Here is a 19,535-nt window from a genome sequence, read left to right as displayed (position 1 = left end):
CGCCGCCATGTTGCTCCGCAGCGTGCGCCGGCAAAAGTGATAGCGCTACCATTCAGTCGTAACGGGTCGGGGTGCCCGGCCGCATCGGTTCCTCCTCGGCCCATGCCGGCGCTTCGTGTGCCGGGTGGGCCGTCTTTTCCTTCCACGCGCGTCATCACTGCCCGCCAGACCAGCGAGAATCCGCGCAATCCGCACCACCACTCCAGGAACATCGCGCCCATGTCCCATGCCGCTTCGGAAGTCCTGTCGGTCCGCGAAAAACTCGGCTACAGCCTGGGCGATCTCGCGGCCAACCTGATCTTCCAGACGCTGATCACCTACCTGGCGTTCTTCTACACCGATGTCTACCGGCTGCCGGCGGCCACCGCCGCCACGATCATCTTCATCGTCGGCCTGCTGGGTGCGTTCGTCTTCACGCCGCTGATCGGCATCCTGGCCGACCGCACCAATACCCGTTGGGGCAAGTTCCGCCCGTGGATCCTGTGGACGGCCATTCCGTTCGGCGTGCTGTCGCTGCTGGCATTCTCAACGCCGGAGCTCGGCGAACGCGGCAAGGTGGTCTACGCGTTCACCACCTACACCTTGCTGGTGTTCGTGTACGCCTCCAACAACCTGCCGTACTCGGCCCTCAGCGGCGTGTTGACCGGCAACATGACCCAGCGCAACAGCCTGTCGGCGTATCGCTTCGTGGCGGTGATGATCGCGCAGTTCATCATCCAGGCGCTGCTGCTGCCGCTGGTGCTGATCCTGGGCGAGGGCGATCGCGTGCGCGGCTTCGAGCAGGTGATGACCGTGTTTGCCGTGGTCGGCACGCTGTTCTTCCTGATCACGTTCTTCACCACGCGCGAGCGCATCGTGCCCACCGCCGAGCAATCGTCCGGGGTGATGCAGGATCTGCGCGATCTGATCCACAACCGTCCCTGGCAGCTGATGCTGGCGCTGACCATCCTGGTCTTCATCAACCTGGCGCTGAAGGGCGGCATGTATGTGTACTACTTCCAGTACTACCTCAGCGAGCCGGCGCTGGCCGCGTTCCTGCACGACATCGGCTTCGAGCGCTTCATCGCCGGTCTCAACGGCCTGCTGAGCAGCGCCGGCCTGACCGGATTCCAATGGCCCAAGGACGCGCCCACCTCGGCCTTCAGCCTGTTCAATGCCGGCGGCATCCTCTGCATGATCCTGGGCATCGGTTTCTCGCGCCCGTTGGCGGATCGCTTCGGCAAACGCGATGTGTTCGGCGGCGCGTTGTTTGTTTCCACCTTGTTCCTGCTGGCGTTCCTCTGGTTCCCGCCCACCACCATCGGGGTCATCTTCGTCTCCTTCATGCTGCACGGTTTCAGCTACGGCATCACCATCCCGCTGCTGTGGGCGATGATCGCCGACGTGGCGGACTACTCGGAGTGGAAGAACCGCCGCCGTGCCACCGCGATCATCTTCTCGGCGATGCTGTGCGGACTGAAGATCGGTCTGAGCGTGGGCGGCGCGCTGGTCGCCGGCATCCTGGCGCACTACGGCTACCAGGCCGGCGCTGCGACCCAGTCGCCAGAAGCCGTGCAGGGCATCCGCATGACCGTGAGCCTGTATTGCTCGCTGCCCTTCCTGGTGGCGGTCGGACTGCTGTTCTTCTACAAAATCGACAAGCGCATGGAAGAGCGCATCGAACGCGAGCTTGACCAACGCCGCCTGCAGTCCGGAGCCCCGGCATGACGACACCCTCCGCCACCGACGCCGGTGACGCCGCCGCTGCGGCGCCACCGGAAGCAGAAGTCCTTCCCGGCGCCGAGCAAATCCAGGCGCTCAAGGCGCGCGAGATCTCCGCGCCGCTGCTGACCCACCTCTACACCGCCGATCCGTCGGCGCATGTGTTCGAAGGCAAGGTCTACATCTACCCGTCGCACGACATCGATGCCGGCACGCCGTTCGACGATGAAGGCGGCCATTTCGGCATGCAGGATTACCACGTGCTGTGCCAGGACTCGCCCACCGGGCCGGCGCGCGACTGTGGCCTGGCCCTGCACGTGCGCGACGTGCCGTGGGCGGATCGGCAGATGTGGGCGCCCGATGCGGCCAGCAAGGACGGACGCACCTACCTGTACTTTCCGGCCAAGCGCGCCGACAACCGGTTCCATATCGGCGTGGCGGTCGCGGACCGGCCGGAGGGGCCGTTCACCGCGGAAGCCGAACCGATCGCCGGCGCCTACTCGATTGATCCGGCGGTGTACGCGGACGACGATGGTGAGTACTACCTGTACTTCGGCGGCTTGTGGGGTGGCCAGCTGCAGAAGTACCGCGACAACGTCTACGACGCCCGGCAGGTCGAACCGCCGCCCGATGCGCCGGCGCTGGGCGCGCGGGTAGCGCGATTGAGCGCGGACATGAAAGCCCTGGCCGAGCCCACCCGAGAAGTAGTGATCCTCGATGAACACGGGCAACCGCTGCTGGCCGGCGATCACGAGCGCCGCTTCTTTGAAGGCCCGTGGCTGCACCGGTACGCAGGCAAGTACTACTTCTCCTATTCGACCGGCAACACCCATCTGCTGTGCTACGCCGTGGGCGACAGTCCCTATGGTCCCTTCCACTATCAAGGCGTGATCCTGACCCCGGTGCTGGGCTGGACGACGCATCACTCAATCTGCCAGTTCGACGGCAAGTGGTACCTGTACTATCACGACTCCCTCCATTCCGGCGGTGTCACCCACTTGCGCACAGTCAAAGTCACCGAACTGCATCACGACGCGAACGGCCGCATCCAGACGATCCACCCCTATGGCGAGTGAGTCGCGCGCGGGAACGCCGCGCTACGACGCGATGGCGCCGATAGCGGTGGGTCCACTCGTGCACTTGGCAGCCGGCGATCTGCAGGTGGATCTGGCACCGCAGGCCGGTGGCCGCATCGCGCAGATCCACGTCGACGGCATCGAACAGTTGATCGGCCCCGAAAGCGGGCGCCTCGATGCGATCCAATGGGGCTGCTATCCCATGTTGCCGTGGGCCGGCCGCATCCGCGAAGGGCGCTTCCACTTTGAAGGCCGCAACTGGCAGTTGCCGATCAACATGCCGCCCCACGCCCTGCACGGTCTGGGCTATGCGCTGCCTTGGACGCTGGATGCCAGCACCGATGACAGCGCCGAACTGTCGCTGCACCTGCCGCAGGATCCAGGCTGGCCGTTCGGCGGCATCGCCCGCCAGCGCCTCACCCTGCGCGATCGCCAGCTGCACCTGCATCTGTCATTGCAGGCGGGTGAACAGGCCATGCCGGCGGTCATCGGTTGGCATCCGTGGTTCCGCAAGCCCGACCAGCTGATCTTCGACGCCCCGCTGTACTACCCGCGCGACGCGCACGGCATGGCCACGCTGCCGCTGGCACCGCCACCCCTGCACCCGTGGGACGACTGCTTCCTCGGGCCCGCAGAGGTGGTGCTGCTGCGCGGAAACCAGCGGTTGCAACTGACCTCGGACCAGCAGCACTGGGTGGTCTACGACGCGCCCGCGCATGCGACCTGCGTCGAGCCGCAGACCGGCCCGCCCGATGCCTTCAACCTGACCCCGCACGTGCTGGCGACCGGTGAGGTGCTGGCGATGGAGTTCCTGTTCGACTGGCGTCAGCCCGGGTCTTCAGCCGACGCATGAAAAAACTGCTGCTGGCCGGCCTGTTCGTCTTTTCGATCTGGCGGGTTCCGGCGCAGGCATGCAATCAACCGCTGGCGGCCTGCTTCCAGGGGGTCGAGGGTGGCTTCGCCCTCATCGCCGAGGGCCGGCCAGCGGACGTCGTGGTGGAGGCCACGGCCGATCCGGCCGTGCAGCACGCCGCAGAAAGTTTCGCCGCGGACCTGCAGCGCGTCGGCGGCCAGCCCGCGCGCCGTATCGCGGACATGCACCAGGCGCGCGGCAGTGTCGTGATCGTGGGCGTGCTCGGGCAGAGCGCGCTGATCGATCAACTGGTGAAGGCGCGCAAGCTGGCCGTGGCCGACCTGGCAGGGCAGTGGGAAGGCTACCGCCAGATCGTGATCGACCAGCCCGTGCCCGGTATCGAACGCGCTCTGATCGTGGTGGGTTCGGATCGGCGTGGCGCCGTGTTCGGTTTGTATGACCTCTCGGAAAAGATCGGCGTCTCGCCCTGGCACTGGTTCGCCGACGTGCCGGTGCGGTTGCAGCGCAATGTCTACCTGGTCGGCGGCAGCGCAGGCGACCACCCTCGGGTGAAATATCGCGGCTTCTTCATCAATGACGAAGAGCCGGCCTTCGGCGACTGGGCCAAGCAGAACTTTGGTGGCTACAACGCACGGATGTACGCGCATGTGTTCGAACTGCTGCTGCGCCTGAAAGGCAATACCTTGTGGCCGGCGATGTGGCCGCCCAAGGCGTTCAACGACGACGATCCGCAGAACATCGTCCTGGCCGACGCGATGGGCGTGGTCATGGGCACCTCCCACCATGAGCCGATGACCCGCGCGCACGACGAGTGGCATCGCCATACGGAGCAGGGCGTCACCGGCGGCAAATGGGACTACGGCAGCAACGCGGCCCACCTGCGCACCTTCTGGCGTGGCGGCATCGAACGGATGGTCAGCAAGGGCCACGGCCAGGCTTACGACAGCCTGGTCACCGTGGGCATGCGCGGCGATGGCGACGAGGCGATGCAGGAAGGCACCGCGACGCAGCTGCTGGAAACCATCGTCAGCGACCAGCGTGCGATCATCGCCGACGTGACCGGAAGGCCGGCGCGGGAAACCCCGCAGGTCTGGGCCCTGTACAAAGAAGTGCAGGATTACTACGACCACGGCATGCGCGTGCCGGACGACGTCATCCTGCTGTTCGCCGATGACAACTGGGGCCAGATCCGCCGCCTGCCCACCGATGACAAGCCGCGCGCCGGTGGCTACGGCGTGTACTACCACTTCGACTATGTCGGCCTGCCGCGCAACTACAAATGGCTCAACACCAACCAGAATGAAAAGACCTGGCAGCAGATGGACCTGGCCTATGCACGCGGTGCGCGCGCGCTGTGGATGGTCAACGTGGGCGACATCAAGCCGATGGAATTTCCGTTGAGCTTCTTCCTGCGCCAGGCCTGGAATCCGGAGGCGATGACGGTCGAGGCGATGGCCGCCTTTCCACGCGACTGGGCGGGCGCGCAGTTCGGCGCCGAAGCGGGGCCGGCGATTGGAGCCTTGCTCACCCGCTACAGCCAATATGCCGCGCGCCGGAAGCCCGAACTGATTGATGCGGATAGCTTTCCGCTGGGAGCCACCGACGGCAGGCCGCGCGACGGAGACGCGCTCGACGGCGGCGAGTTCGCCGCGAGGGTGGCCGAATGGGACACGCTGGAACAGGACCTGCTGAAGGTGCGCGCCGGCTTGCGCGACGAGCAACTTCCCGCGTACTTCCAACTGGTCGAACATCCCATCCGTGCGCTGGCCAACCTTCATCGCCTGTACTACGCGGTGGCATGGAACCGCCGGCTGGCAGCGCAGGGTGATCCGCGAGCGAACGCGTTTGCCGATCGCGCGGAAGCGGCGTTCCAGCGCGACGCCGAACTGAAGGCTGAGTACCACGCCATCGGCGACGGCAAGTGGAACGGCATGATGGCGCAGACCCATATCGGCTACAGCGGGTGGCAGCAGCCCGATCACGACGTGATGCCGTTGGTGCGACGGGTGGCTGCGCAGGGAACTGCGCCCATCGAAGTCGAGTTCGCAAGCGCCCTCGATCGCACCTCTTCGGTCGGCAATGGAGTGGATGCACCTCTCGTCATCGAAGCCGCGAAATTTGCCCGCGCCATTCCGGCGGCGGGCCTGCAGTGGCAGGTCGTGCCGAACCTGGGACACAGCAGCGACGCGGTCATCAGCCTGCCGCAAGGCCAGCCACCGACGCGGCAGCAGGACGGCATGCGCCTGGAATACGACCTCGAGCTGGCCGGAGCAGGCGACCTGCACGTGCAACTGCTGCTGGTGCCGACGCTGGATGTCAGCGGCGCCGGTGAACAGCGGATCGGTGTGTCCATCGACCAGGGCCCCATGAGCGTGCTGGGCAGTCGCCTGGTGCCGGCGCCCACCGAAGCCACCACGCAGGAACAGCGCGACTGGAACCGCACGGTGGAGGACAACCTGCGTCGGCTGCAGCTGACCCTGCCCGAGGTGAGCGCCGGTCCCCACACCCTCAAGATCTGGCGGCTGGACGACAACCTGCCCGTGCAGACGCTGGTGGTCAGCCGGCAGCCGTTGCCGGCCTCCCATCCGCGACCGGCGTCGCAGGCCGTGCGGGAATAGGCCGCGCGACGGTCCTGCCGCTTCACGGCGGCGAACTTTTCGCCCGCGACCGAGTCAGAAGGCCACCGGTCCAGAAGGAAAGCCACGATGCGCATTCCGTTCGCAGGTCAACTGGGGATAGCGGCAGGCATGCTCTTGCTGTTGCTTCCTGCGCTGTCATCGGCGCAGCCGCAAGCGGGCGAAGTGGTGATCGAACAGGGCACGCTGCGGGACGAGCAGGGCAACCCGGTGGCTTACGAAATCGGCACGTTGCATGTCCCCGAGAATCGCAGCAAGCCTGGCAGCCGGCTGATTGGCGTGGGCTTCGCCCGCATCCGCGCCCGCCACGCGAGCGAGGCGCCGCCGATCTTCTGGCTGCCCGGCGGCCCCGGCCTCAGTGTGCTGGGCGCGTTTGCCAGCAACGACATGGGCCGCTTGCGCACCTGGCTGGCGCTGGCGAACGTGGCGGATCTGGTGGTGGTCGAGCAGCGCGGCTACAGCGTGCGTGGCGAGCAGTTGCTGGTGCGGCGCGAAGCCGAGGCGCTGGACCAGCCGGCGTCCGTGTCGGCGTCCGCACGCGAGATGAAACGACGCGCGCACGCCGCCATCGCGGCCCATCCGGACAAGGATCTGTCCGGCTACGACATCGGCGCCTTCGCCGATGACGTCGATGCGTTGCGTCAGGCGCTGGGCTACGAACGCATCAGTCTGTTTGGCGGCAGCTTCGGCTCGCAATGGAGTCTGGCGGTGATGCAGAAGCATCCATCGCGCGTGGCCCGTGCGGTGCTGTCAGGCGTGGAGCCGTTGAACAATGGCTACGACATGCCGACGCCGGTGTATGCCGCCTTGCAACGCATGGCGCAGGACGCCGACCGTGATCCCGGCTTGCGGGAAGATCTCCCCGCAGGCGGAATGATGGCGGTCATCCAGGCGCTGCACAATCGATTCGCACGTGGCCCGATCACCACCCAGGTCCGCAACGAAGACGGCAGCCAGACCTCGGTGGTGCTGGGAGCGGAGGATCTGCAACTGGCCTTGCTCGCGCATGCAGCGGAACCGGAAGCCTGGCCTGCGCATCTGCTGGCCGTGTATCGCGGAGACTACGCGCGCTGGGCCCGTGAAGTGATCGAGGATCGCCAGGGCGGAGATTCCATCCTCATCGGCCCGCTGGTCGACAGCAGCCTGGGCGTCACCGCCGAACGCGAGCGCCAGCTGCGCCACGATCCGGCGCTGCCGATGCTGGGAAGATGGAACTTCGAAGCCAATATCGCCTCGGCTCCCGATTGGCCCACGCGCGACATGGGCGATGATTTCCGCACACCGGTGGCCAGCGCCATCCCGGTGGTCCTGGTGCATGGTGACTGGGATACCTCCACGCCCATCGACAACAGCCTGGAGTTGCTTCCCTACTTCCGCCGGGGCCACCTGATACGCGTCCACCGCGGTGGTCACGATGGCGCCATGTATCTGCTGCGCAATGAGCCGGCGGTGCAGGAGGCGGTCTACGGATTCCTGCGCACGGGCAGCACTGAGGGGCTGCCGGAAGAAGTGACCCTGCCGGCGCCCGCTTTCGAGCGACCGGCCGTTGTCAGATAGCGCGCTCGCGATGGGCGCCGTGGGTCGATACGTGAAGAAGGGATGCAACGGACGGCCTTGCCACATTGCAAGGCCGTCTCGCCATTCACCTTAGAACGTCCAGCCCACGCGGGCGTAGTAGAACCCGCCGTTGAAGCCATACGGGGAGTGCACCGGATACTGCGCACCGGCCACGCCGCCCCACGGATTGTCTTCGGGCACTTCGTCGAACAGATTCTGCGCGCCGAGGTTGAAGTAGATGCCCGAGGGCAGCTTCCAGCCCACTTCCGCATCGACGATGAACTTGCTGCCGCTGTAGATCGGCAGGCCGCCATCGGCCGCGGAGATCACGCCGCTGTCCAGGTGATCCTCGTACCAGGAGCCGTAGTAAGCCAGGCGCAGGTTGGCGTGGAAGACCTCGCGCTGGTGGTTGACGCTGAGGTAGCCCTTGGTCTTGGGCAGCGATTCTTCCAGCTTGTACACGCGTGACTCGTTGACGAAGTCGGGGTTGTAGCGATCCACTTCGGTCTTGTTCCAGTTCATCGCCAGCGAGTAGGTGGTGTCGCCGCCGAAGTGATCGCTCTCGTAGCTGCCGACGAAATCCACACCCGAGGTGGTGGTGTCGAAGGAGTTGCCGAAGTAGGTCACCGAGGAAATCGACGCCGCCTCCGGATTGCCCGCCGCCACCAGGGCGTCGCGCTCTTCTTCGGTCAGGTCGAAGTTGGTGCTGAGCGCGATGCGATCCTCCACTTCGATACGGTAGGCATCGATCGTCACCAGCCAGTTGCCGCTGTCCCAGACCATGCCGACCGAATAGTTCTTCGATTCTTCCGGCGTCAGCGGCTGGGCGCCCTTCAACTGGGCGATGGGATTGGTGGGTGGCAAGGTGGCGATGTCGGTCAGGCCGGTGCCGGCGGTGAAAGCCGTGGTGATTTGGCTGGCATTGGCCTGTCCGGGAGTGGGCGCGCGGAAGCCGGTGCTGATCGCGCCACGCAGGGCAAACGTGTCGGTGACATCGAAGCGCCCGGTCAGCTTGCCCTTGGTGGTGCCGCCGAAGTCATCGTAGTCCTCGTGGCGGACCGCCGCGGCGAGCAGGAACTGCTCGGTGAACTGCGCTTCCAGGTCGGCATAGACCGCCCAGTTGGCGCGATCGAAGGTGCCGGCGGTGCGCGGGCTGAAGCCGTTGAAGCCGTTGGAGCCGAGCGCAAAGCCCTGATCGGTCAGCGGACCGATCGCCGTGGACGGACCATCACCGGCCTTGATTTCGAAGCTCTCCTCGCGCCATTCCGCACCGGCGGCCAGACGCAGCGGCTGGGCGGTGAAACTGGTGGCGATGTCATGGGTGATGTCGAAGTTCACGCCCTTCTCGGTCTGCATGTTGCCGCCGGGATGGAAGCGCAGACCGGGCGGTTGGTTGGGACCCAGCGAGGCGTTGATGGTGTTGTAGATCAGGAAGTCGATGTCATTGCGGCCATAGGTGGCGCTGACGTCCCAATGCCAGTCGTCGCTCCACGTGCCCTTGACGCCGCCGACCACCGACAGATCTTCCAGGCTGCCACCAAAGCGCGGAGTGAAGCCGCCGGTGAACATCGACAGGAAGGTGAAGCAGTTGGCCGGCAAGCCCGCGACCTGACCCGCCACGGTGGAGTAGGGAATCAGGTTGCCGTCGCCATCGCGCAAGGCAATGGTCGGGCAGCCACCGGCGCCGGTCAGGTCACCGATGAGCAGGGTCTCGCCGCCATCGTTGGTGTACACGCCGGAGCGTCCGGCGGGGTCGCGGTAATAGAAGCCGCCATCGACTTCGCGCTTGGCGTAGTTGCCGAACAGATAGAAGTCGGCGCTGTCGCCGGAGATGCCCAGGTTGGCGACGAACTTGAAGTCGTCGTTGACCTTCGGCGAACCCCAGATCTGCACCGGATCGCGCACGCCCGGATAGCCGGCGGCAATGTCCGCCGCGGCGTCGTCGCGTTGCACGCTGCGCGAGGTGTCATCGGCCTTGCGCCATTCGGCGGTCAAGGTGGCGTAGCCGCGCGAAGTCAGCGGCAGACCGACCTGTGCCGAGTACTGGGTGGTGAAGCCATCGCCCTCGTAGAACTGGCCGGCGAACAGTTCGAACGCACCGCCCTCGGCGGTCTTCTTCAGGCCGAAGTTGATCACGCCGGCGATGGCATCGGAACCGTATTGCGCGGCAGCGCCGTCACGCAGCACTTCCACCTGCTCCAAAGCCATCGAAGGGAACACCGACAGATCCGGGCCCTGCGCGCCATCCGACAAGCCGTGACCGAGGAAGGTGATGACCGCCGAACGATGGAAGCGCTTGCCGTTGACCAGCACCAGGGTGTTGTCGGGTGGCAGGCCGCGCAGGTTGGCCGGACGGATCAAGCTGGCCGCGTCATCGATCGGAATCGTGCTGACGGTGAATGACGGCACCAGCACACGCAATTGATCGAGCGCATCCGTCGCACCCTGGTTGCGGAATTCATCGCCGCTGATGATGTCGATGGGTACGGCGGACGTGGACACCGTACGCGGCGTCGTGCGGCTGCCCAGTACCGACACCACATCCAGCGTGGTGGCCTGGTTGCCGGTGGTGCTCGTGCCCGTGTTCGTCGTTTGTGCCTGGGCCTGGGCCTGCGTTTCGGCCTGGGCGGTCTGCGACCATGCTTGCGGGGCGGCGCCCACGGCGAGCATCGCCAGCGCCAACCGAACCGAAGTAGTCAGAGTCGAGTGCGAAATCCGCGAATGTTCCCCAACGCGTTTGCTCATGCTGCATCCCCTGTCAGAGTGGTTTTATGGGTGATGTGTCGAATCGCAGTAGCGCTGTGAGCTACTGTGATTCTTCAAGCATTAGCAGTAACGAAATTTACTGGCAACAGAAAAATAACAAGCACGCAATCGGTGCGTGAAAGCGCGCGCACGATTTCAGTGCACGCAAAGTAAGCTCACTTACAACCACACGCTGATGTGCGTTTTCAGAATGGAGAGCGCTGCTGCCTGCGCTGCGCTAAGCGCTTGGCTGGTAGAGAAAAAGTGTTTGTCATTCAGCGAGCGCGCGTGTGGTGCATTGCCGAGTTCGCATGAAGTGGCGCTTACGCTGCTTGCATCACAACGATGAATTTCGTAATCCTGATTATTCGACGGCGATGTGATCTTGCGCATCGGTTGCGCAAAAAATGTGCGCGATACCGCTGCCATCGAAGCGACTAGCGAAACAGCGCTTTCAGACTTCTGGAAAGGGCATCGCATCGAAGCGGCGTCACTCACCCTTGCGCCACAACGCCATCGCCTGCGTCCTGGAGCGCACGCCGAGTTTCTCGAAGATGCGGGTCAGGCTGTTGCGCACCGTCTTGTCACTGATGAACAACGCGGCCGCGATTTCGGCATTGCTCTGACCCCGGGCCAGGGCGGTGATGATCTGGCGCTCGCGTTCGGTCAGTGGCGCAAGCGCCCGGTCCTGGGCTTGTCCCGTGAAGCCCAGCACTTCCTCGCAGAACCGTTTCCACGCCGGTTCGTCTTCGAGCAGCACGTGATTGCGTGACTCGAGTTCGACGAACTGCGCGTCGGCGATGCCGGCGGCGATCAGGCGACCTTCCTCCAGCGGCACCACCGCGTCCTCGCGGCCGTGCAAGACCAGGGTGGGGACATGGACCTGCGGCAGCAGGTCGGTGACGTTGACCATCGCCCGCGAATCCAGCAATGCGCCCGCGGCTTCGGCGGTGGTGGTAATGCGTGCCAGCTCATTGAACCAGCGCACTTGCATGTCGTTGGCCTCGGGCATGAAGCGCGAGGTGAACACTTGCCGGAACACCGGGTTCTCTTCGGCCCAGCCGGTGCGCGCGATGTCGGCGATGGCGTGGTACTTGAGCGCGAACTCGGGATCGTCGCGCTGGTAGGCGCCACGGGCGTAGCCGCCGTAGAGGATCAGGCGCGACACGCGCTCGGGATGCTTGATGGCATAGGCCAGGCACGCGGCCGCGCCTTGCGAGATGCCCAGCAGCACGAAGGGCTCTTGCAGGCGTGCGGCCTCCACCACCGCTTCCAGATCCGCCAGCCAATGCGGCAGGCTCAGGCCGCGCGGATCGCCGCCGGTCATGCCGCAGCCGCGTTCGTCGTAACGGATGAAGCGGAAATGCTCGCCGAAGAACTGGATCCAATGCCGCCACAGCGGGCTTTCCAGATCGTATTCCAGATGACTGAGCCAGTTGGCCGCCTTGACCAGCGGCGGGCCGGAGCCCATGGACGCCCACGCCAGGCGGGCGCCGTCCGGGGTACTCAGGTAACGGATGGATTGCGGCATCGACGTGGGGCTCCGTGCAGCGCCGCCGTCAGTCTAGCCGGGACAAAGCTCCCGGGTTCGCCGCCGATCCACGCGCGCGCCGGGACATTGCTCCCCTGTGAAGGCGGGGGCGGGGCGGGGAAGCTGGCGCACCTTTCCGATTTGCCGCTGCGGCCTGGTTGGCTGCGGGCCCCTGGAGCCTGCGATGAAACGAACTGGAATTCTGTTGTATGGCGTGGCGTGCTACCTGGTCTTCTTCGCCACCTTTCTTTACGCCGTTGGTTTTGTCGGCAACCTGTGGGTGCCCAAGGCGATGGATTCAGCACGCGAGACTTCGCTGGTGGCGGCGCTGCTGATCGATCTGGGCCTGCTGACGGTATTCGCGCTGCAGCACAGCGTGATGGCCAGGCCAGCCTTCAAGCGGGCATGGACGCGGCTGATCCCGGAAAGCGCCGAGCGCAGTACCTACACCTTGCTGTCGAGCCTGGCGCTGATCCTGCTGTTCTGGCAATGGCGACCGCTCGGCGGCATCGTCTGGGACGTGCAGTCTCCCGTCGCACGCGCACTGCTGTACGCCGGCTTCGCGTTCGGTTGGGGCCTGGTGCTGGTGTCCACGTTCCTGATCAACCACTTTGATCTGTTCGGCCTGCGCCAGGTCTGGCTGCAGTTCCGCGGGCGACCCTATCAGTCGCTGGGATTCGCCACGCCGGGCCCATATCGCCTGGTCCGCCATCCGTTGTACGTGGGTTGGTTCTTCGCGTTCTGGTGTACGCCGACGATGACGCTGACGCATCTGCTGTTCGCACTGATGACCACCGCCTACATCCTGGTGGCCATTCGGCTGGAAGAGCGCGATCTGGTGGCCGCGTTGCCCGGCTACGCGGAGTACCGCAAGCAGGTGCCGATGCTGTTGCCGCGCCTGCGCAGGAAATCCGCTTGGACCTCAACGGCGCGCACCGCGCGCGGTTGAGGTCATCGGCTCAGGCGACGCTTTGCGCGTCCGTGCCGCGGCGGGCGGCCAGCTTGCTGGCGTACAGCGCCGCGCCGTAGTGCGGGTCGTACAGCGGTTGCCGCACGTCGAAGTGCGGGTACGCCGCGCGCAGGGCCTCATGGAACGGGCCCAGCAGCAGGTCACCGGCACTGAAGGCGCCGCCGGAGTAGGACACCGGCACGGTCTCGCCGGCCTGGAACTTCAGGTTCACGCGCAGGGCATCGATGATGGCCGCCAGTTCCTGGCCGGCGCGCACGAAGATGTCGCGCGCGGCCACGTCGCCTTCGCGCGCGGCCTGCGCGACCAGCGGCGAGAGCTGCGCCACGTCGCCGCGGGTATAGGCCTGCGGGCCGTAGATGAGGGCGCAGATGTCCAGGTCGTGCTCAATCTTGAGCGCGGCATTGAAGATGCCGTGCAACGCGCCCTGGGGCAGGCGCCCATCGCTCATGCGCGAGTACACGTTCAAGCCCTGCATGGCGATCCAGTGCGCCGAGCCTTCATCGGAGAAGGCCTCGCCCCAGCCGCCGGCGCGCGCGCCGACACCCTGGCGCTGGCCATAGCCGATCGAGCCGGTGCCAGCGACCACGTTGATGCCGTCCTGGCAGGCCAGCGAACCGGCCCAACCACAGACGGTGTCGTTGTCGCAGGTGTAGCGGTCGTGACCGAGCACGCTGGCCGGAATCAGGTCCAATGCCGCCGTCGCACGGCTGTCCTCGCCATGCGCGGGCAGGCCGAAGAAGGCAAAACCCAGCGCATCGGCGCTGATGCCGGTTTCCTGCAGCACCGCGTCGATGCCGCGGGTCAGCACGTCACGCACGCCGTCCAGGCCGATTTCCGGATGGTAGGTGGTGCCGAACTGCGACTGCGCCAGCAAATCGCCGGCGCCGTCGATCAGGGCGAAGCGGGTCTTGGTGCCACCGCCATCCACGCCCAGGTAGTAGGCCCTGGTCATGCGCTCTGCGTGTACAGGCGAACACCCTGCACGACACGATTGACCGTGCCGGCCTTGTTCGGGTTGTCCGGAGAAAGGCCCATCGAGCGCGACACGTGGAAGGCGTATACCTGCGCCACCGCCACGTAGGACCACAGCAGATCCACGTCGGTCGCCTGCGCCATGTCAGGCACGACCAGGGTGTCGCGCAGGGCGTCCTGGCGCGGCTGCGCGCTGACTTCGACGATGCGCGCGGCGACACGGTCGCGACGCAGCTCATCGATCAGATCGTGATCGTAACGTTGGGTCAGCGGGTCATTGGAGACGAACACGAATACCAGCGTCTTGTCGGTGACGAAGGTCTTGGGGCCGTGGCGGAAACCCAGCGGCGAATCGAACAGGGTGGCCACGCCGCCGTTGCTCAGTTCACCCAGCTTGAGCGCCGCTTCGCGCGCCAGTCCCTGCAGGAAGCCGCTGCCCAGGTAGACCACGCGATCGCAGCCGCGCAGGGCCAGATCGTGCAGGGTCGGCAGCTGTTCCTGGATCACGCGTGCCGTCGCCCGGGTGATGGCGCCGATGCGCTCGTCCAGCGCGCCGGCCGGGCTCAATGCCGCCAGCGTGGCGTACATCATGCAGCTGTAGCTGGAGGTCATCGCAAAGCTGGCGTCGTGAGTCTGTTCCGGCAGCAGCAAGGTCTGCACCTGTTTGACCTGCACGCGGTTGAGCGCGCCGTCGGCATTGCAGGTCACCACCAGGTGGCGCACGTCCTTGACCTGCGCCTCGGCCAGTTCCACCGCGGCCAGGCTTTCCGGGCTGTTGCCCGAGCGGCCGAACGACACCAGCAGCAGGGGGGCATCGGGATCCAGGTACAGATAAGGCGAGCTGACGATGTCGGTGGTGGCCACCGCATCCACGCGCGCGGCCAGCTGGCGATCCAACAACGGCGCCAGGCACAGGCCGATGAAGGACGACGTACCGGCGCCGGTCAGGATGACGCGCGCGCGCGGGTTGTCGGCGATTGGCTGGATGAAGGCATCCAGCTGCGCACGCGCCTGCGCCACCAGATCATGGGTGAGCGCCAGCATGGCCGGCTGTTGTTCGATTTCGCGGGCGGTGTGCAGCGCGCCCGTGGCCTGCAGCTCCGCCTCCGGAACGCCCAGGTATTCAATGGTCATGGGGGTGGCTTGCATGGTGGTAGTCATCGAGTGCTGTCTGGATATGCGCCATCACCAGCGACAACGGATCGGCGTCTGCGAATCCGTTGCGCAGGGCATGCAACGCGTGGGGAAGGTATTGGCTGATGAGCGGCAGCGGCGGCGGGTTGGCGCGCAGATTGGCGAACAGCTGCTCGCGGGCCTGCTCGATCACCGGGTCGGGCCAGTAGTAACGGATGCGATCGCTCAGGCTGTACTGCAGGTCGATCTGCAGCGCATCGCCTTGGGCGTGGTAGTAGCGCTGCCAGTATTTGGGCTGATCGCGCATGCGCGTCAGCGCCACCTCGCGCAGGCGGGCCTGCGAGCCCGGCGCAATCCACTCGCGCTCGATGGCGTCCAGGCCCCACAGGGCCTCGCGCAGCGAGAACGTCAGTCCGGGGCCGACCTTGAGGATGGCGAAATGATCGCGGACCAGCTGGGCCAGCGCATCGCGGGTCTGGTAATCGGTGGAATGGGCTTCGAACACCATGCCGGGCTGGGTGGCGATGGCCTGGCTCAATGCCAGCGCCTTGGCCGGCTGGTAGTCGACCACGTTGTGGTGATCGAACTCCACGCCCGGCTGTACCACCGAGGCGATCACGCGTTCCCACGCAGCGCCCAGGCCGGCGGCGGCAAAGGCTTCACGGTGCGCCTGGATGGTGGCTAGCGCCGCTTCCGGCGTGGTCACGGCCAGGCCTTCGATGGCTTCGGTCGCACCGCCCGGCACCGGCACTTCGGTGCCGATCACGTAGACCGGAGCTTCACCGCCGACATCGCGGTAGGTGGCTTCGGCCACGCGGCACAGGCGCACGGCGCGCTCGACGATCGCCGCTTCCGGTAACGGCTCCGGATCACCGGCGCAGGCCATCGAGCAGTCCAGGTGGATCTTGCGGAAGCCGGCGGCGACATAGGCCGCCACCATCACTTCGGCCTTGGCCATCGCCGCTTCGGGGTCCAGCGCGGTCCACGGATTGGGGCCGAGGTGATCGCCGCCCAGGGCGATGCGGCTTTCATCAAAGCCCACGCGCTGGGCGATGCCATGCACGAAGGCGACGAAGTCCACCGGCGTCATCCCGGTATAGCCGCCATCCTGGTTGACCTGGTTGCAGGTGGCTTCAAATAACACCGTGTCCAACTGGTTGCGCTGCGCGTGGCGCAGCGTCGCTTCAATCACGATGGGATGGGCGGAACAGATCGAGGCGATGCCGATGGCCTCGCCTTGCTGGTGTCGCGCGATCAGATCGAGCAGTGCATGCATCGGGAGGAACCTTGGATGTTCTATCAGGGGGTGCGTGGGGCGGGCGCGGCTTCGCGCTCGGGTTCCAGCACCAGCAACAACGAGGCGATCAGCGCCAGCACCAGGCCCACGATCTTCAGCGGGCCGGGCACCACGCCGGCGAAGGCCAGCGACAGCACCGCGGTCACCAGCGGCGCGCCGGCATTGGTCAACGGCGCCACCACGATCGCCTTGCCGTAGCGGAATGCGAACACCAGAGTCAGCGCGCCAATCGCATTGAGAATCTGGATGGCGGCGGTGACGCCCGGACCTTCCCAACCCAACGTGATCGGCTGGCTCCAGTCGGTCATCCACCAGGCCACCGGAATCAGCAACAGCGCGCCCACCATCATGTAGAAGAAGATGCTCTCGGCACTGACGCTGTCATTGGCGATCTTCATGAAGTAGGCCTGCAGGCCCCAGGCCGCCATGATCAACAACGCCTGCACGAACCAGCCCAGGCCACCGCTGCCGCCCTGGCCGAAGGACAGGTCGAACAGCGGCAGGGCGATCAGCGCCAGCACGATGCCCAGCGCGCCCAGCGCGCCGGTGCGTTCGCGCAGCAGGGCGAACGACAGCGCGATGGTGATCACCGGCGACAGCGAGATGATCGGGAAGATGTAGTACGCCGGGCCCACGGTCAGCGTATGGAACAGCAGCATCTGGCCACCGGCGCCGAGCAGGCCGATCAACATGCCGTAAATGATCGCGCGCGGCGTGCGATCCAGTTTCCAGCCGGTGCGTGCCAACACGAACAGTGCCGGCGGGATCATGGTCAGCGCCCAGACCACGTACACCAGCGTCTCGGGAAAGCCGTTCCTGGCGGCCACGCCCGACAGCGCGCCCCACACGCCCCACAGCACCACGGTGGTCAGCGCATAGATCAACCACGGGCGGCGCGAAGCCGCAGCTTGTGCACTCATGCCTTGGCTCCGACCGGAGTGGCCTGCAGCAGCAGGAAGCGTTTGAAGCTTGCGTTCACGGTATTGGCGCGTGCATCGACCGTGCCCAGATCCACTTCGTTGAACAGATCGCGCACCTGGTAGCTGCCCTTGCCCAAGCCGCGCAGGGTGAGCGCGCCATTCCAGTCATCGGCATAGAAGGTGTAGTACATCGCCCCGTCCTTGCTGATCGCATGCGTCTCGGGTTTGTCGAAACCGATGTCGTACAGGTCGCCGCGATAGTCGCCCAGCGGCAGCATGTGCTTCTTGTAGAGGTCGACCCACTTGCGCCAGATCACTTCCTTGTCCGGCGTCAGCACATAGCCGCCCGGCGGCAGTGGCTGCTGGGTGTGTTCGGGATCCTTGGGCCAGGTGAACTTGGTGGAGATCACCGCGCCGATGCCGACGCTGGTGGCCCAGTCATCGCGCCCGTCGCTCAATTCCACGTGGTCACCGGCATAACTGCTGCGCTTGCCAATCAGGGCCTTGATCGACTTGCCCTTGTGGCGGATCTGCCAGGACGACAATGGATCCGAGGACGGATACTGATCCGTGGCCGGCAGGTTGTGGAACGCGAATGCGGTACCGCAGGGGCACAGCTCCACCACCGCATTGGGATTGGCGTCGTGTGCGGCCTTGTAGATTGCGTTCCAGAAATCGCCCATCTTCTCGAACGAGTCGGTGGGCTTGGCGTGCTTGTGCAGCGGGTTGTAGCAGGGCGCGACGGCATTGAGATGCTGGCCGTCGAGCTTGAGCCCTTCAAAGCCCCAATCGCCGATGATCTTCTTGGTCAGCGCGACATAGAAATCAATCGTCGGCTGGTAGGCCGGGCACTGGGTGAAGGCATTCCACCAGGTGACCTTCTGTACCGAACCTTCCTCGTCCAGCAACAGCATGTCGGGACGATCGTGCAGGATGTCGCTGCCCGGGTCGCAGGCCAGCGGCGCCAACCACAGGCGCGGGCGCAGGCCCTGCGCGCGGATTTCGCGCACGAAGGCGCGCATGTCTTCGTCACCGTTGGGGAACTTGCGCGGATCCAGTGCCCAGTCGCCTTCGTTGGTCTGCCAGCCGTCGTCCAGCACGGCCCATTCAAAGCCCATTTCGCGCACCTTGGGCAGCGTGCCCAGCACCTGCTCGATGGTGAAGTCGCGCTCGTAACCCCACGCGCACCAGATCGGATCGAAGGTGGAGGCGGGCACTTCCGGACCCTGGATGCCCTGGTCTTCCATGAAGCGCTTGTAGTGGACGAGCGGGGCGAAGTGGTCGCCCTTGTGCACGCACAGGAACGTCAGCTCGCTGGTCAGCGAGGCGCCCGGCGCCAGCGTGACCGGCTGGTTCGATTCGACGGCGATATCGGCGCCGGTGGCGGTCTTGCTGACCGGCAGATCAATCAAACGCGGGATCGGCGCCACGTGGCCCACGGCCAGGCCAACATCACGGCGCCAGATGTTGGCCACCGGCGTGCCGCCGCCGTAATCGGAAGAATCCATGCCCAGGGTGTTGCGCTGGGCAAAGCCCGCCGTCATCGGCTGCACCCAGTCGCGACGATCGGTATGGGTGGCGCCGGAAAAGCTCCAGAAACCTTCTGGCGCATCGGCCAGGGCGTGGGCGGCGTTGCGCCAGCCTGCGACTTCCAGGGCCTCGGCGCCACGGTTGGTATACGTGGTCTGCAGCAGCGCCATGCCCGGGTAGCGCTCATAGAACGTCACCGTCACGGTCTTCTCGACGCCCTGCTCGGAACGCCCGCTCACCACGTGCCGGCGGCCGGCGCCATGGCGCGGGTCGCGTGCGCCCAGGACCTTTTCACCGGTAAAGGCAAAGCGTTCGATGGCCGCGGCGTCCTTGATCAACAAGGTTTCGCTGGCGGCGTAGTCATTGATGGCCTGACCCTGCCAGGCCAGGCAGGTGCGCAGGTCGCGGTCGAAGGCGATGGCCAGGCTGCCGCTCTGGGCGACCACGCGTGCGGCGTTGCCGGGATTGATCGTAGCGGCGGTCGCGCCGGGCAGGACTGCCCATGCCACGCTGCCGGAAACCAGCTTCAAAACGCTACGACGTCCAAGAGTGACAGGCATGAGCAGCTCCAGGCAGGGTTGCGGGCCATTCT

13 protein-coding genes and 2 pseudogenes are annotated in these 19,535 nt (G+C 65.7%); 6 read left to right on the top strand and 9 right to left on the bottom strand.

Features of this window, described 5'->3' with window-relative positions; all coding sequences use genetic code 11:
* The first annotated feature begins 219 nt into the window (after positions 1 to 219).
* The 5 genes from B5X78_RS07355 (at position 220) to B5X78_RS07335 (ending at position 7,844) form a co-directional block, all read left to right on the top strand.
* Positions 220 to 1,707, top strand: a complete 1,488-nt coding sequence (locus tag B5X78_RS07355) for an MFS transporter (protein ID WP_079723771.1) — start codon at positions 220 to 222, stop codon at positions 1,705 to 1,707.
* Positions 1,704 to 2,777: a glycoside hydrolase family 43 protein gene (locus B5X78_RS07350; protein ID WP_079723770.1), complete on the top strand. Its 1,074-nt coding sequence runs from the start codon at positions 1,704 to 1,706 to the stop codon at positions 2,775 to 2,777. Before B5X78_RS07355 ends, B5X78_RS07350 begins: the two co-directional genes overlap by 4 nt.
* Entirely contained in the window at positions 2,767 to 3,630 is an 864-nt protein-coding gene (locus B5X78_RS07345; protein WP_079723769.1) for an aldose 1-epimerase, read from the top strand. The genes B5X78_RS07350 and B5X78_RS07345 overlap by 11 nt, the downstream gene beginning before the upstream one ends.
* Positions 3,627 to 6,269, top strand: coding sequence for a glycosyl hydrolase 115 family protein (locus B5X78_RS07340; protein ID WP_079723768.1), 2,643 nt, complete (start codon positions 3,627 to 3,629; stop codon positions 6,267 to 6,269). The genes B5X78_RS07345 and B5X78_RS07340 overlap by 4 nt, the downstream gene beginning before the upstream one ends.
* Positions 6,270 to 6,356: 87 nt before the next feature.
* A complete protein-coding gene (locus B5X78_RS07335; protein ID WP_079723767.1) occupies positions 6,357 to 7,844 on the top strand; it encodes an alpha/beta hydrolase in 1,488 nt (495 codons plus the stop codon).
* Between the two features lie 90 nt (positions 7,845 to 7,934).
* Here B5X78_RS07335 and B5X78_RS18875 read toward each other — a convergent pair.
* From B5X78_RS18875 to B5X78_RS07325, 4 genes and pseudogenes are all read right to left on the bottom strand, one after another.
* Positions 7,935 to 9,317 (bottom strand): annotated as a pseudogene (locus B5X78_RS18875) (TonB-dependent receptor domain-containing protein); the annotation flags it as partial.
* A 672-nt stretch (positions 9,318 to 9,989) separates the two neighbouring features.
* Positions 9,990 to 10,514 (bottom strand): annotated as a pseudogene (locus B5X78_RS18870) (TonB-dependent receptor plug domain-containing protein); the annotation flags it as partial.
* A gap of 255 nt (positions 10,515 to 10,769) precedes the next feature.
* Positions 10,770 to 11,018: a hypothetical protein gene (locus tag B5X78_RS18410; RefSeq protein ID WP_188444689.1), complete on the bottom strand. Its 249-nt coding sequence runs from the start codon at positions 11,016 to 11,018 to the stop codon at positions 10,770 to 10,772.
* Between the two features lie 61 nt (positions 11,019 to 11,079).
* A complete protein-coding gene (locus B5X78_RS07325) occupies positions 11,080 to 12,120 on the bottom strand; it encodes an alpha/beta fold hydrolase (protein ID WP_079723766.1) in 1,041 nt (346 codons plus the stop codon).
* Positions 12,121 to 12,304: 184 nt separating this feature from the next.
* Between B5X78_RS07325 and mddA the strand changes: the two genes are divergently transcribed.
* Positions 12,305 to 13,069 carry a methanethiol S-methyltransferase gene (gene mddA, locus B5X78_RS07320; RefSeq protein WP_079723765.1) on the top strand — a complete coding sequence of 255 codons (765 nt, stop codon included), beginning with the start codon at positions 12,305 to 12,307 and terminating at the stop codon, positions 13,067 to 13,069.
* Positions 13,070 to 13,079: 10 nt separating this feature from the next.
* Here the strand turns inward: mddA and B5X78_RS07315 are convergent, their stop codons facing one another.
* Genes B5X78_RS07315 through B5X78_RS07295 form a run of 5 tightly spaced genes read right to left on the bottom strand, consistent with a single transcriptional unit; the run spans position 13,080 to position 19,503 of the window.
* Positions 13,080 to 14,042, bottom strand: coding sequence for an N-acetylglucosamine kinase (locus B5X78_RS07315; protein ID WP_079723764.1), 963 nt, complete (start codon positions 14,040 to 14,042; stop codon positions 13,080 to 13,082).
* Positions 14,039 to 15,223 (bottom strand): SIS domain-containing protein, encoded by a 1,185-nt coding sequence (locus B5X78_RS07310; protein WP_244898547.1) that lies wholly within the window; start codon positions 15,221 to 15,223, stop codon positions 14,039 to 14,041. The genes B5X78_RS07315 and B5X78_RS07310 overlap by 4 nt, the downstream gene beginning before the upstream one ends.
* Positions 15,186 to 16,472, bottom strand: coding sequence for a D-tagatose-bisphosphate aldolase, class II, non-catalytic subunit (locus B5X78_RS07305; protein ID WP_079723762.1), 1,287 nt, complete (start codon positions 16,470 to 16,472; stop codon positions 15,186 to 15,188). Before B5X78_RS07305 ends, B5X78_RS07310 begins: the two co-directional genes overlap by 38 nt.
* Before the next feature lie 23 nt (positions 16,473 to 16,495).
* Positions 16,496 to 17,413 (bottom strand): DMT family transporter, encoded by a 918-nt coding sequence (locus B5X78_RS07300; protein ID WP_079723761.1) that lies wholly within the window; start codon positions 17,411 to 17,413, stop codon positions 16,496 to 16,498.
* Positions 17,410 to 19,503, bottom strand: coding sequence for a glycoside hydrolase family 36 protein (locus B5X78_RS07295; RefSeq protein WP_079723760.1), 2,094 nt, complete (start codon positions 19,501 to 19,503; stop codon positions 17,410 to 17,412). The genes B5X78_RS07300 and B5X78_RS07295 overlap by 4 nt, the downstream gene beginning before the upstream one ends.
* Positions 19,504 to 19,535 lie beyond the last annotated feature (32 nt).

Source organism: Pseudoxanthomonas indica (genome assembly GCF_900167565.1).
GTDB classification, from domain to species: Bacteria; Pseudomonadota; Gammaproteobacteria; order Xanthomonadales; family Xanthomonadaceae; genus Pseudoxanthomonas_A; species Pseudoxanthomonas_A indica.
This window is presented reverse-complemented; position numbering and strand designations above follow the sequence as displayed.

What these genes read in the sequence shown, in the direction of transcription:
- B5X78_RS07355 (WP_079723771.1), top strand. Translation starts at nt 220, where the DNA reads ATGTCCCATGCCGCTTCGGAAGTCCTGTCGGTCCGCGAAAAACTCGGC.
- B5X78_RS07350 (WP_079723770.1), top strand. Translation starts at nt 1,704, where the DNA reads ATGACGACACCCTCCGCCACCGACGCCGGTGACGCCGCCGCTGCGGCG.
- B5X78_RS07345 (WP_079723769.1), top strand. Translation starts at nt 2,767, where the DNA reads ATGGCGAGTGAGTCGCGCGCGGGAACGCCGCGCTACGACGCGATGGCG.
- B5X78_RS07340 (WP_079723768.1), top strand. Translation starts at nt 3,627, where the DNA reads ATGAAAAAACTGCTGCTGGCCGGCCTGTTCGTCTTTTCGATCTGGCGG.
- B5X78_RS07335 (WP_079723767.1), top strand. Translation starts at nt 6,357, where the DNA reads ATGCGCATTCCGTTCGCAGGTCAACTGGGGATAGCGGCAGGCATGCTC.
- B5X78_RS18410 (WP_188444689.1), bottom strand. Translation starts at nt 11,018, where the DNA reads ATGGCAGCGGTATCGCGCACATTTTTTGCGCAACCGATGCGCAAGATC.
- B5X78_RS07325 (WP_079723766.1), bottom strand. Translation starts at nt 12,120, where the DNA reads ATGCCGCAATCCATCCGTTACCTGAGTACCCCGGACGGCGCCCGCCTG.
- mddA (WP_079723765.1), top strand. Translation starts at nt 12,305, where the DNA reads ATGAAACGAACTGGAATTCTGTTGTATGGCGTGGCGTGCTACCTGGTC.
- B5X78_RS07315 (WP_079723764.1), bottom strand. Translation starts at nt 14,042, where the DNA reads ATGACCAGGGCCTACTACCTGGGCGTGGATGGCGGTGGCACCAAGACC.
- B5X78_RS07310 (WP_244898547.1), bottom strand. Translation starts at nt 15,223, where the DNA reads ATGACTACCACCATGCAAGCCACCCCCATGACCATTGAATACCTGGGC.
- B5X78_RS07305 (WP_079723762.1), bottom strand. Translation starts at nt 16,472, where the DNA reads ATGCATGCACTGCTCGATCTGATCGCGCGACACCAGCAAGGCGAGGCC.
- B5X78_RS07300 (WP_079723761.1), bottom strand. Translation starts at nt 17,413, where the DNA reads ATGAGTGCACAAGCTGCGGCTTCGCGCCGCCCGTGGTTGATCTATGCG.
- B5X78_RS07295 (WP_079723760.1), bottom strand. Translation starts at nt 19,503, where the DNA reads ATGCCTGTCACTCTTGGACGTCGTAGCGTTTTGAAGCTGGTTTCCGGC.